The sequence below is a fragment of the Limnobaculum eriocheiris genome (assembly GCF_021010575.1).
In the GTDB taxonomy this organism is placed as follows: domain Bacteria; phylum Pseudomonadota; class Gammaproteobacteria; order Enterobacterales; family Enterobacteriaceae; genus Limnobaculum; species Limnobaculum eriocheiris.
The window spans coordinates 68,264-80,452 of the sequence record NZ_JAJNAG010000003.1 but is presented as its reverse complement, the minus strand read 5'-3'; the positions used below and the strand labels follow the sequence as shown (position 1 = coordinate 80,452).

The following is a 12,189-nucleotide window of genomic DNA, read 5'->3' as shown; positions in this document are numbered from 1 at the left end:
GTTCCTGTTTACCATGACACTTAATTCTTTTTTAATATGAAACAGGCAGACTTCTAATAGAAATCTGCCTGTTTGTTTATGATGAATAATAAAAATAGATAGTTACATTACTTACTCACCCGCAATCTTCATCTGTTCCAGCAGAACGGAACCGCATTGAATATTGCTGCGGGTTTCAATATCGTCACCGACAGTAACCATATTACGCAACATGTCTTTCAGGTTACCTGCGATGGTAATTTCACTAACCGGATACTGAATTTCGCCATTTTCAACCCAGAAACCGGCTGCGCCACGAGAGTAATCACCGGTTACCGTGCTAACCCCTTGCCCCATCAGTTCTGTCACTAACAGACCGCGATCCAGCTGTTTTAACATGGCGTTAAAATCATTTCCCTGACCTTTGATACGCCAGTTATGAATGCCGCCCGCATGGCCGGTGTTGGTCATATTTAATTTACGCGCTGAATAGCTGGTCAGAAGGTAGGTTTCCAGTACTCCGGCTTTGACGATATCACGGGTTTGGGTACGAATCCCCTCGCTGTCAAACGGCGTTGAAGCCATACCTTTGAGCAGATGTGGATATTCACCAATGGTCAGCCAGTCCGGCAGAATCTGCTGACCTAAGTGGTCCAGTAAGAAAGAGGATTTACGATAGATATTTCCACCGCTGATAGCGGAAACCAGATGACCAAACAGTCCGGTGGCTACTTCAGCGGCAAACATAACCGGTGCCTGCATGGTTGCCAGTTTACGTGGGTTCAGGCGCGCCAGAGTACGACGCGCGGTCTCCTGCCCTACCCATTCAGCGCTTTTCAGGTCGGCAATATCACGACCAATGGTATAGGCATAATCACGCTCCATATCACCATTATGTTCTGCAATGACACAACATGACATGGAATGGCGGCTGGAACAGTAGCTTTGCAGCATACCGTAACTATTACCGTAAACTTTGATGCCATAGTGGCTGTTAAAGCTGCCGCCTTCACTGTTGGTAATACGGCTATCTGCTGACATAGCGCTACGCTCTGCCAATGCGGCCTGCTGAATAAAGCGTTCAGCATCCAACTCCGTTGGGTGGAACAGGTCTAAATCCGGTGATTCAAAGGCCATCAGCTCACGTTCACCCAGCCCTGAATAAGGGTCCGGCGAAGTATAACGAGCAATGTCCAGAGCAGCCTGAACGGTACGGGCGATAGCGTCCGGACTTAAATCGGTGGAAGAGGCATTGCCCTTACGCTGTTGGTGATAAACCGTAATGCCTAACGCACCATCACTGTTAAACTCCACGTTTTCCACTTCACCAAATCGGGTAGATACGCCAATACCGGTAGATTTAGTAATGGCAACTTCCGCAGCGTCTGAAGCGGCTTTAGCAAGCTCCAGCGCTTGGGCAACCGCCTGCTCTAACATTTTACGTTGTTCTGCAACTTGAGTGACTATTTTCATTGTTCAGGGCTCTACCATCATCAGAAAAGAATTGAGTGAAGTTTAACAGGATATGCGTCCGATTTCGCAGAACGCCAACAACCTGTTAAGATTAATCTCCAGATTTCGTCCCCGGCACTAGCCTATTCGGACGCTGTTTATCCTATAATAATGGAAAAACAGAAAGAGATTAATGGATTACCCATTTTAAGCATCCTGATTTAGGTTAAGTAACAATATGAATAAATTCGATAATGACAACGAATGGCTTGATGACGAGCTTCCCGGCGAAGAGCAGGAAGACGATGAGATCATTTGGGTCAGTAAAAGTGAAATTAAACGGGATGCCGAAGCGCTCAAAGATCTCGGTACCGAGTTAGTTAAGCTGGGTAAAAACGCTCTGGAACGTATTCCACTGGATGAAGATTTGCGTGCCGCCATTAATCTGGCACAGCGGATCAAAAAAGAAGGCTATCGCCGTCAAATCCAGCTGATTGGTAAAATGTTGCGTTCACGGGATGTGGAACCCATTCAAACCGCATTAGATAAGCTGAAAAATCGCCATAACCAGCAGGTCTCGCTGTTCCATAAGCTGGAAAACCTACGCGACCGTCTGATAGACCACGGCGATGATGCTATCTCTGAAGTGTTAGCGCTTTACCCTCAGGGCGACCGCCAACAGTTACGTTCGCTGGTACGAGCCGCACAAAAAGAGCGTGCGGGAAATAAGCCACCAAAAAGTTCGCGTTTGATATTCCAGTATTTAAAAGAGTTGGCTGAAGCCCCTCAGGAATAATCATCTCCAATCTGATTTGTCAGCTTTTCTGTTGTTCAGAATTGCTGACAACCTCATATTTCAACGCTTGCCTCTATTTTAAATCCCCCAATAGCCACTCACTACCGCCCCTTTTCGTAACGCTATTTTTCCGCTCATCAGTGACGATATATCAAAAATCCCCACTCTGGATGTGCCCGTAACCTCTAAGTCCACCTACCTATAAATAATTAGAATACCCATAACTTTATTATGGGGAATCAAAAAATGAAAAATAACGCAATGTTTACCCTCGTTACCGGTGCTCTGGTCGCTGGTGGTTTATTTAGTGGAAGCTTAATGGCGCAGGAATCTCTGGTACTCAACGGGCATAATCTGACATTAGCCGATGCCTGGAGCGTAGCAGCGCAGGGTAAGAGTGTAAAAATCGATCCCGCGGCGATGGAGCGGGTAAAAAAATCTAACCAGCTGCTAATGCTGGCGGCAGAACAGGGCGTTCCGGTTTATGGCTTAACCGTGGGCGTAGGTCTGAATAAAGATAAATCGCTGTTTGATGCCCACGGTCGTTTAAGCCCTGAGGTGGTAGAAGCCTCTAAAGCCTTTAACCGTAATGCGCTACGCGCCCACGGAGCCGGGGTTGGCCCGGATATGCCGGTGGATATGGTACGTCTGGCCATGGTGATCCGTTTAAACACCATGCTAACCGGTGCCACCGGAGCACAGCCTTACGTGGCGGAACTGTATGAGAAATTCCTCAATCAGGGAATTACGCCGGTAGTTCCTTCTCAGGGTTCAGTCGGCGAAGCGGACATTACTCTGGCTTCCCATATCGGTGATGCCATGATGGGTGAGTGGCGGGTTAGCGTAAACAACAAGGTTATTCCTGCCGGAGAGGCGCTGAAAAGTGCCGGTATCACCCCGCTGGACCCTATTGGTAAAGACGCCCTTTCGATTCTGTCTACCAACGCTATCTCTACCGCTTATTCCGCTAAAGCAATTATGGATGCACAGCAGATTGTTGATATTACACCGGTAGTATTTGGCCTGAGTCTGGAAGGGCTAAACGGTAATATCTCACCGGTATTGCCACAGAATATTAAAGTTCGCCCATTCTCAGGATTAGATGACAGCGCCAAATCAATCTGCGATGTTTTGACCGGCTCCTATTTATGGGAAAAGAATGATGCTCGCCCTCTGCAAGATCCACTTTCTTTCCGTACCACGGTGTTTGCCTTAAACGAAGCAAAACGCGATTTGGTTAATGCCCGGCAGATGCTGTCGGTTCAAATGAACAGCTCTGACGATAACCCTGCTGTCATTCTGGATGCCACACAGGAGTACGCCGACAATAGTCAGGTTAAACAGTACTACGTACAGGGCAAAGATGTTAAAGGTGCCATCTACCCCAGCGCCAACTTTGAACCACTGCCTCTGGCTTTAGCAGTGCAGAAACTTTCGTTGTCACTGGGCCATCTTTCCCATAACAGCGTACAGCGCACGCTGCACCTGTCCGATGACCATTTCACCGGTTTAAGCCGTTTCCTGACGGCAAAAGATAATCCTGGCCATGCATTTGGCGCTATCCAGAAACCTCAGGTTGCGCTGCACTCTCAAATTGTCGACTTAGTCAATCCGGTTTCTCTCGATGGTCAAGTGATGGCAGGCACCATTGAGGACACCTTCACCAATAATCTGTACGCTTCCCAGCGTTTACAGCGCATTGTCGACAACATGAATGTGATTTATGGCCTGGAACTGCTGCATTCCACCCAGGCTATCGATTTACGTAAAGCGATCATGCCGAAGATGACCATGGGTAATCAAACTGAGGCGCTGTATCAGGCTTACCGCAAAGTCGTTCCTTTTGTCGATCAGGACCGTATTTACAGCGATGACATTAAAAACAGTGCCGATATTGTTGCCGGTTATCACAACCAGAAATAGGCGTTAAAAGGGAATAATTATGAGCAACAACAAAAAAACGTTACCGCCAGACAGCATTAACAACCCGACCCGGCGTAGCTTTCTGACTAAAGGTGCACTGCTGGCAACGGGAGGCGTTATGTCTCTGGTTATGGCACCTGCTCAGGCAGTTCCGGTAACCATCAATGTGCCAGAGACGGTCACCGGCGGCAGAACCCGTTTTCATCAAATTTATGATGTGATTGTGGTCGGCAGCGGTTTTGCCGGTCTTGCCGCCGCGCTGGAGGCAAAAAGCCACGGGTTGAGCGTTCTGGTTATAGATAAAATGGCAGTGTTTGGTGGAAACTCAACCATTAACGGCGGCGCCTTCGCCGTTGCCGGTTCCCCACAGCAAAAAGAAGCGGGTATTCAGGACTCGCCGGAACTGATGTATCAGGACATGCTAAAAGCGGGTCGTGGGTTAAATCATCGGGATATTCTGCACGTACTGGTTAACGGCACCCAGGAAGCCTACGAGTTCACCCTCAAGCATGGCGTGCGTTACAAACCTTTCGTGCAACACTTCGGCGGACATTCGGTTCCCCGTACCCTGCAAACCGTTGAAAGCTCCGGTGCCGGAATTATTATGCCTCTGCGCCAGTCGGCACAAAAGCTGGGGGTTATCTTTAAGTCACGCTGCAAGTTTGAGTCCTTTATTCAGGATAATCAGCAAACCGTGGTTGGCATTGAAGTAAAAGAGAACTACTACTTTCCCGATGAGAACTCCGGATTACTGAAAAATTATGGCGCTCGCTATGGGGTAGTCATGTGCAGCGGCGGCTTTAGTAACGATTTGCGTTTTCGTATGATTCAGGATCCTCAACTGGTTAGCGATCTGGACACCACCAACCATCAGGGCGCTACCGCAGAAGGTATTCTGGCCATGCTAAAAATTGGCGCAACGCCGGTACAGCTGGACCTGATTCAGTTAGGCCCCTGGTCATCCCCGGATGAGAAAGGTTTTGGTAACGTCTCTCAGTTCAATACCATTGCTGGCTACCCTATGGGAATTATGGTGGATGCGCGCACCGGTAAACGTTTTACCAACGAGCTGGCTGACCGTAAAGCCCGTGAAGATGCCATCCTTGCTCAACGCGATGAACAGGGAAAGCCAGTCTACCCTATCTGTTTCACCAATAAGGAAGGGGCAAAAAATGCCCAAAGCTTGCCTGCAGCACTGAAATATCAGGTTGCCTGGCAGTTTGACACCCTGAAACAGCTGGCGGACCACTTTGCTCTCCCTTATGAAAATCTGCAAAAAGAGGTGGATGAGTACAACACCGCCGTTGCCAACGGTAGTGGCGATCGCTTAGGGAAAGACGTTAGCCGGGCAATTTCGCTGGCTGAAGGCCCTTACTTCGCCGTTCGCGTCTGGCCTAAAGTGCACTACACCATGGGTGGCGTACAAATTAACCCAAATGCTCAGGTGCTCAATTCACTCACTGGCCATCCTATACAGGGGCTCTATGCCGCGGGGGAAGTCACAGGTGGTCCACACGGGGCCAGCCGATTAGGCAGTTGCGCCGTGGCTGATGGATTAGTACTGGGCCGCATTGCTGGTGCTCATGTTGCCACTCAGACCGCCAATCCATTGTTTAGCACTTCAGATTCAGATAACGCCTGAGGGACGGGAGAAACTTATGTCTATCTATCAACGTATCGCCGTCATCTTAGTTGCGCTGTTTAGCCTTTCAGTCTGGGCTCAAAATGAGAAGCCCGCGGCTGACGACGCTAAAGCCTTTCAACAAAAGTTAAGCGATATCACCATTAAACCCTACCATCAGCCGCTGGCGGCAACCGGACGTGATGCCAGTTGCCAGCTTTGTCACGGAGCCAAAACGCCAACCACACCAGCTAATGACAGTAATTGTCTGACTTGCCACGGCAGCCTCGATCAAATTGCCGCCATGACGGAACCGAAGTCAAAAGAGGGTCATCCGGAACCTAATCCGCATAACTCGATTCACTACGGTAAAGATGTTCCCTGTAGCACCTGCCACAGCGAGCACAAACCATCACAGGTCTATTGTAACAACTGCCATTTATTCAAATACCCGAATATGAAACCCTGATGAGGATGTTATGAAAACAATATCAATGGGGAAATGGCTGGGGTATTTGCTCCGTTCACTGAGTCTGCTGGGGGTACTTGCCCTTAGTTATAGTGCTCAGGCGGCTGAAGTTAACAATAATCAGTGTCTGCGTTGCCATAGCGATAGTGATATCCACGCGGTAACCTCTGATAATGCAGGGGCAAAACTCTTCATTGCTGAAGAAGCCTATCAGGAAAGCGTTCACGCAACGGTTCCCTGCGTTGCCTGCCACCAGAGTGAACAAGGTAATGCCGGATTTGAGGCTCTGCCCCATACGCAAACCACCGTTGCAGCCAATAGCTGTGAGAGTTGCCACGGGCTGGTGCAGCACAACATCACCGATGCATGGAAAAACAGCGTTCACGCCAGCAAAACTACGCAGGGTAAGTTCACCTGTGAGTCCTGTCATGATGCTCATACCATGCAAAGCAGTGTGATAACTAAACCCACCGTGCAGCAAATTACTTCCTCCAATGCTCTCTGTACTGACTGCCACACCCGGGCCGTGGAATATCAGGCGCTTTCTGGCGGCAAAAAGGTCACAGAGCAGGATTTGACCCATGCCTCTATCCCTAATGCCGCTTTACACCTGGATTCATTGCGCTGTATTGATTGTCATGCGGACAGCAACGATCTGACATTACACAACATCGTACCGGCCAAAGAGAGCGTCAGTTGTAATCAGTGCCACAGTGACAAATCTATTCTGGTTCAACGCCGTCATTTTGCACCGACGGAGCAAACTATCGCCGGTAGCCTGCTGAATCAGGGGCTATTTGATGATAAATCGCTACAGGACAAGCTAAATTCGCTGGGTGGCATTCCGGCACAGCAGGAAGTCCAATGGATTAACGGTTCATTGTTTAAAAACAGCTATCTGATCGGTGCCAACGGTGATGTTCGACTGGATCGCGCTATTATGTGGCTGGCAGCAGCCCTGCTGCTTATTCTCGCATTACATGGTGTATTACGCCTGATCATCAGCAAAACATCCTCTGGTGAATGGCATAAAACCTATCTGTATACCTTACCGGTCAGGGTATGGCACTGGCTAAACGCACTCTGTTTTATTCTGCTATTGGTTTCAGGCATCGCTATGCACTTTACTCAAGGTGAACTGGCGACCTGGGCTGACCTGCACAATATCACTGGCCTTACGCTGTGTGCCGTCTGGTTGCTGTTTATTGTGGTAAACCTGTTGGGTAATGGTCATCACTATGTGGTGAAACTCAACGGCCTGCCGGGTCGCCTGCTGCGCCAGACTCGCTATTACCTGTTTGGTATCTTCCGTAGAGAGGCGCATCCGGAACATCCTTCAGCGCAGAGTAAATTTAATCCTCTGCAACAATTAGGCTATATCGGCGTGATGTACCTTCTGGTGCCATTACTTATCATCACAGGTCTGCTGATGCTGTATCCGGAAAACACTCCGGACAGGGTATTTGGCCTGCCGGGCAAACAGTTGGTGGCCTATACCCACTATCTGCTGGCCGCGGTGTCATTACTGTTCCTGCTGGTTCACCTTTATCTGTGTACGACTGGTGATAGTCTGGCAGCACTACTGAAAGGAATGATAGACGGTTATCACCGCCATAAGAGTAATAACGGTAAATCACAGTGAAAGTAGAGGAATCAGTTCCCCCGATTAATACCGGGGGAACTGATTTCTAATTTGACTTATCCGTAATATACCCCAAAACCAACCCTATTTAACTCATTGTAATAATTGAGTTACCTGCCATTTACATTCAATTGAAACATCTGGAAACATTTCTTCTTCTCTTTGAGTTAAATCAGAGAAGCATGGGTTATATGGGCCTACATTATCAGTTGGCGACTAAATTTCAGCCGAAATTATCGCGATAGCTTAATAAGGATGGCCACCATGCATGAAGCCCTGTGCAGTACTCTACAACTGGAAAAAGCGATCTCTGCCTGTATTCAGGCAGCACCAGAGACGTTTCCTATTGATGGCATATTTCTTAACTACTACCGTGATGATATCCAAAGCATTCAATTTCTAGCCCTCGCTACACGTAACCGTAGTCGGGTAAAGCTGAATGTGTTATCTATCCCGATTCATGTCCTGTCACGATTTATTGTTAGCGATAACTTCACCACCACCATTCTTAACCGGCTGGCTGACGATCCGCTGACTGATTACGTGATTAAGCATCACTTTCGTAAAGTAAAATCCGCCATTGTGATGCGCCTGAAAGTGGACGATATTCGCCTGGGCGCAGTGGTGTTTTTTAGCTACAAAAGCAATGCGTTCCAAGCTGAACATGCTGAACTGGTGGAATCATTACGGGGATCTTTTTCTCTGTTAGCGTCGCGAGCTTTATCGCAGCTTAAGCTGATTAACGAGCAAAAGCCTTACACCCAGTATTCTCATTTGCCCTCATCGGGCAGCCGGGGAAAACTGCCGGAAGGGTTTATCTCCGCGCAAAGCAGTCCTATGGCAGCCCTGTTTAGTCAGCTTCCTTTGATCGCCAGGAGCCAACAGGCCATTATGATTTGTGGGGAGAAAGGCAGCGGTAAATCGATGCTGGCGCACCATCTGCATCAACAGTCAGCAAACCCGCATGCTCAGTTGGCGGCACTGTATGCAGAAACCCTGACGTTGTTTATTACCGCACCAGACCAAAGTACCAGAGTGATAACACTAACCGAAACCACGCTGACAGACAACACCCTGTTTAAATATGCTGATGGCGGAACGTTACTGATAGAAAATATTGAATGTCTGCCTGAGGCAACATGCTGCCAGCTAATTAAAAACATTCAAATTTATAAAGAGAAAGGTAATAACATCCGAATTTTGATTACTCAAACCCAGCTTAAACCGGTACATACCGATCCCGGCAATTTATTAAGCTGTATTCGCTATTATAATTTATTCTGCCTTAGCGTGACGCTACTTCCTTTAAGACAACGCCGTGAGGATATTCCTGAATTAGTGACACACTACTTATTAAAACTGGGAAAAAACCGTCAACACAAGTTACCGCTACTCTCCACCCGCTTTCAACAATCATTATTAAATTATGACTGGCCGGGAAATATTTCTGAATTAATTTCCCGTCTGGAAAAAGCCATCATCTCTTCCGGCACCCATATTCTGGATATTAAACCCGGAGAATATGACAGAAATTATCCGGATATCAGACAGCCAATTCTCCCTCTTAACGAAATCGTCAAAAGGCATATTATTGAAACGCTGAAACAAACCAACGGGAAAATATCCGGTGAAGGTGGTGCAGCAGAAATACTTAAAATCAACAGTAATACGTTGTATAGCAAAATGAAAAAGTTGGGTATTACTAAGGATATATTTAGTCAGGAAGCCCAAAACAGAAACTGAATCAGGCGTTATCTTCCAGACTATTAAAACTTAATAAACCATCAAGCTCTTGCTCCGCCTCTTCAAACAGATTATACAACGAAGCAAAATCCATTGACTGACGGTCAAAATGGGTAAATACGATTTGAACCGGTAAGCGAATACCTGCGGTTAATGCGTCCCATAATGCATCTAAATTATTACCAAACCAGTCTGGTAACAGGAATATATCAGCGAACTGTAAATAAAAGTCCGGCATTGAACGAATATCAGCAAAATCGAAAACAACGCTTCTCATTAGCTTTTTACCTCCATGAATCGTTTATAATGATCGCGTGAGACATATATCAGACCATCATTTGAATACAGTAATCTGTCTGCTCCCCGATGCCCGCAGCGGTAATTAATATCCGCTTCGTACCAGACTCGTCCGGATGCTTCAGGCAGCCCTCCTTCCCGATTAGAGAAGCGGTCCCCACCGATAGCCCTACCAGGTAGAACAGAACAAAGATTACCATCGCGAGCATCCCAGCCTTGCGAACGGGCCTTACTCTTAGTGATGTAATAATCCGGCAAACGTTTATTTTGACGAACATATGACGCCACAACATCTTGCCGGGTAAGCTTATCAATTTCCTGAGTTGATATATCCGTAGAGGATGGCTTACCGTTATTACGATCAACGGGTTGTGATGAGTTCTCCGCTGAGCGAGACTCAATTGAAGAGTGCCGGGTACTATTTATTTTATTGAAAGCAACGCCAACAATAATCAATAATACGCAAAATATCAGTATCCCTATGGTATTTCTCTTCATGCTCTCTCAGTTACAAATTACGATAACTCACTCTATATTAATATTTAGCTTATATCAGCTTTTTTACCAATATGTATTATTCCACACTTCCACTCAATAAGATGTCACAGTGTGTATCAAAAAAATACATTGGATAAAAATATTCGATCGCGATTAGTTAGTCAGCTTATTTTCGCTTTCTTTACATTTATTGAGAAATTTTAACTCGGCCACGATAACAAAAGTAATCACCACCAGTAACCCCCATGAACTGATTTTCCCTAAATGCACTATCTGCCAGGAGATGGCCTGATTAGGATATTACCAGCCGCCGAACAGAGTAACGATATTCTCCGCAATCCAAATAAAGAAACCAATCAATAAAAAAGCTAACGGCAATGGTATCCAGAACTCCCGTGCTATAGGTTTAAAATGAACTTTGGTATGCCAGAATACCGCAATCAACATCAAGGTTAACGGCCAACGGTAGTCGCCAATAAAGTGGTGAGTAAAAAAGTTAATATAAATAGCCGCAGCCAGAATAATCACTACCAGATGAGATGGATACCCTGTCAAACGCACCGACAGATGACGCCATGCCTGCAATATATAGCTACCCACTGCCGCGTACATAAAACCACTGTATAGCGGTACGCCAAACAGTTTGCTGTAGGCAAATTCCGGGTAACTCCATGAACCAATCCCCGGAGCCGTTTTAAACACCTCCAACGCCAACCCCAACAGATGGAACAGTGAGATAGCAATCAGCTCCTTTTTGATTTCCAGCCCGCTGTATACCAGAGCAAACTGAACCACCAGTGCAACCATCAGCACAAAGTCATAGCGTGGCAAGCCACCCAAGGATAAAAACTTGGACAAGGCCAGCGTGATAAAAAATGAAACCGCAAAAATACAGCTTATCGCCTCTTTTAGCCCGAAGCTCCAAAACTCCAGCAGTGGCAAAGGTAATGTCCGCATCCATCCCTGTATATACCAGGGACGAGCATATCCCATTGCCGGTGATAAAGAGTAGGTATCTATTGCTGACATGGCCGTAATCTCACTGAGGTTAGAATAGTCAGCAATATAATCGGGCTATGTGTGAAGTGAGTGAAGGGAATGTGAAGTAGGGAAATAATCACTTTATTCTCTGACCTTCTTATCAAACGCAAGAAGGTCAGAGGGTTAAATTAGATCTTACCGAGATAATCGCGTTTACCTACCGGCACACCATTGTGGCGTAAAATGTTATATGCCGTAGCGATATGGAAGTAGATATTTGGCAGAGAGTGCTGTAATAAGAAGACTTCTGCCGGAAGTGCATTGTCATACCACGGCAGTTTGATATCACGCTTCTCACAATCGGCGAAGTTGCTCTCTTTTAACGTGGCAATGAAATCGACGGTTTTTCTGATGCGCTCTTTCAACTGTTCAAATGAGGTTTCGGTATCGGCAAAGCTTGGTGGTTCAATACCGGCCAAACGCGCTGCACAGCCTTTGGTCATATCGCTTACCAGTTGAACCTGACGCGACAGAGGAAACATATCCGGCGCTAAACGATCGTTGAACAATACCGACTCATCAATTTTGCGCTCTGCACAAAATGTCATCGCCATATCAATCAAATGATCAAGGTTATTCAGAACACGAGTGGTACTTTGCGTAGCTAACTGATAGTAGGAAATACTCATTTTAATACCCCGTAGAAAGATGACATGAAAACTGTCGAACTCAGGAGGAGAACATTCCTGATTAATGGCATAAATCAAAACCGGGTAACGAATAAACCG

The 12,189-nt window shown here is 46.7% G+C and carries 10 protein-coding genes and 2 pseudogenes; 7 read left to right on the top strand and 5 right to left on the bottom strand.

Annotation, left to right across the window (positions count from 1 at the left end; all coding sequences use genetic code 11):
* Window positions 1-111: 111 nt before the first annotated feature.
* The gene (gene pmbA, locus LPW36_RS02520; RefSeq protein ID WP_230607924.1) at window positions 112-1,452 is read right to left on the bottom strand and encodes a metalloprotease PmbA; all 1,341 of its coding nucleotides are present in this window, start codon (window positions 1,450-1,452) and stop codon (window positions 112-114) included.
* 217 nt (window positions 1,453-1,669) lie between these two features.
* Here pmbA and yjgA point away from each other — a divergent pair, with 217 nt between their 5' ends.
* The 7 genes and pseudogenes from yjgA to LPW36_RS02490 all read left to right on the top strand — a co-directional run bounded on the left by yjgA (window position 1,670) and on the right by LPW36_RS02490 (window position 9,625).
* Window positions 1,670-2,227 carry a ribosome biogenesis factor YjgA gene (gene yjgA, locus LPW36_RS02515; RefSeq protein WP_230607923.1) on the top strand — a complete coding sequence of 186 codons (558 nt, stop codon included), beginning with the start codon at window positions 1,670-1,672 and terminating at the stop codon, window positions 2,225-2,227.
* A 246-nt stretch (window positions 2,228-2,473) separates the two neighbouring features.
* Complete coding sequence (locus tag LPW36_RS02510; protein ID WP_230607922.1) at window positions 2,474-4,150, top strand: HAL/PAL/TAL family ammonia-lyase; 1,677 nt, start codon at window positions 2,474-2,476, stop codon at window positions 4,148-4,150.
* 19 nt (window positions 4,151-4,169) lie between these two features.
* On the top strand, window positions 4,170-5,792 hold the full coding sequence (locus LPW36_RS02505) for a flavocytochrome c (RefSeq protein WP_230607921.1): 1,623 nt from the start codon (window positions 4,170-4,172) through the stop codon (window positions 5,790-5,792).
* Window positions 5,793-5,808: 16 nt separating this feature from the next.
* Window positions 5,809-6,240: a cytochrome c3 family protein gene (locus LPW36_RS02500; RefSeq protein ID WP_230607920.1), complete on the top strand. Its 432-nt coding sequence runs from the start codon at window positions 5,809-5,811 to the stop codon at window positions 6,238-6,240.
* Between the two features lie 10 nt (window positions 6,241-6,250).
* Window positions 6,251-6,943 (top strand): annotated as a pseudogene (locus LPW36_RS17925) (cytochrome c3 family protein); the annotation flags it as partial.
* Window positions 6,944-7,180: 237 nt separating this feature from the next.
* The gene (gene phsC / locus LPW36_RS17920) at window positions 7,181-7,882 is read left to right on the top strand and encodes a thiosulfate reductase cytochrome B subunit (RefSeq protein WP_420844703.1); all 702 of its coding nucleotides are present in this window, start codon (window positions 7,181-7,183) and stop codon (window positions 7,880-7,882) included.
* A gap of 264 nt (window positions 7,883-8,146) precedes the next feature.
* The gene (locus LPW36_RS02490; RefSeq protein ID WP_230607918.1) at window positions 8,147-9,625 is read left to right on the top strand and encodes a sigma-54-dependent Fis family transcriptional regulator; all 1,479 of its coding nucleotides are present in this window, start codon (window positions 8,147-8,149) and stop codon (window positions 9,623-9,625) included.
* Between the two features lies 1 nt (window position 9,626).
* Here LPW36_RS02490 and LPW36_RS02485 read toward each other — a convergent pair whose 3' ends face one another.
* The 4 genes and pseudogenes from LPW36_RS02485 to LPW36_RS02470 form a co-directional block, all read right to left on the bottom strand.
* Window positions 9,627-9,902, bottom strand: coding sequence for a barstar family protein (locus tag LPW36_RS02485; RefSeq protein ID WP_230607917.1), 276 nt, complete (start codon window positions 9,900-9,902; stop codon window positions 9,627-9,629).
* Complete coding sequence (locus tag LPW36_RS02480; RefSeq protein WP_230607916.1) at window positions 9,902-10,420, bottom strand: ribonuclease domain-containing protein; 519 nt, start codon at window positions 10,418-10,420, stop codon at window positions 9,902-9,904. The genes LPW36_RS02485 and LPW36_RS02480 overlap by 1 nt, the downstream gene beginning before the upstream one ends.
* A gap of 153 nt (window positions 10,421-10,573) precedes the next feature.
* Window positions 10,574-11,377, bottom strand: a pseudogene (locus LPW36_RS02475) (DUF817 domain-containing protein).
* Window positions 11,378-11,589: 212 nt separating this feature from the next.
* Complete coding sequence (locus LPW36_RS02470; RefSeq protein ID WP_230607914.1) at window positions 11,590-12,090, bottom strand: DUF1993 domain-containing protein; 501 nt, start codon at window positions 12,088-12,090, stop codon at window positions 11,590-11,592.
* Between the last annotated feature and the right edge of the window lie 99 nt (window positions 12,091-12,189).

Bases quoted from the DNA above. Each gene is read 5' to 3' on its own strand.
- LPW36_RS02510 (WP_230607922.1), top strand. From the start codon at position 2,474: ATGAAAAATAACGCAATGTTTACCCTCGTTACCGGTGCTCTGGTCGCT.
- LPW36_RS02485 (WP_230607917.1), bottom strand. From the start codon at position 9,902: ATGAGAAGCGTTGTTTTCGATTTTGCTGATATTCGTTCAATGCCGGAC.
- phsC (WP_420844703.1), top strand. From the start codon at position 7,181: ATGTGGCTGGCAGCAGCCCTGCTGCTTATTCTCGCATTACATGGTGTA.
- LPW36_RS02505 (WP_230607921.1), top strand. From the start codon at position 4,170: ATGAGCAACAACAAAAAAACGTTACCGCCAGACAGCATTAACAACCCG.
- LPW36_RS02470 (WP_230607914.1), bottom strand. From the start codon at position 12,090: ATGAGTATTTCCTACTATCAGTTAGCTACGCAAAGTACCACTCGTGTT.
- LPW36_RS02480 (WP_230607916.1), bottom strand. From the start codon at position 10,420: ATGAAGAGAAATACCATAGGGATACTGATATTTTGCGTATTATTGATT.
- pmbA (WP_230607924.1), bottom strand. From the start codon at position 1,452: ATGAAAATAGTCACTCAAGTTGCAGAACAACGTAAAATGTTAGAGCAG.
- LPW36_RS02500 (WP_230607920.1), top strand. From the start codon at position 5,809: ATGTCTATCTATCAACGTATCGCCGTCATCTTAGTTGCGCTGTTTAGC.
- yjgA (WP_230607923.1), top strand. From the start codon at position 1,670: ATGAATAAATTCGATAATGACAACGAATGGCTTGATGACGAGCTTCCC.
- LPW36_RS02490 (WP_230607918.1), top strand. From the start codon at position 8,147: ATGCATGAAGCCCTGTGCAGTACTCTACAACTGGAAAAAGCGATCTCT.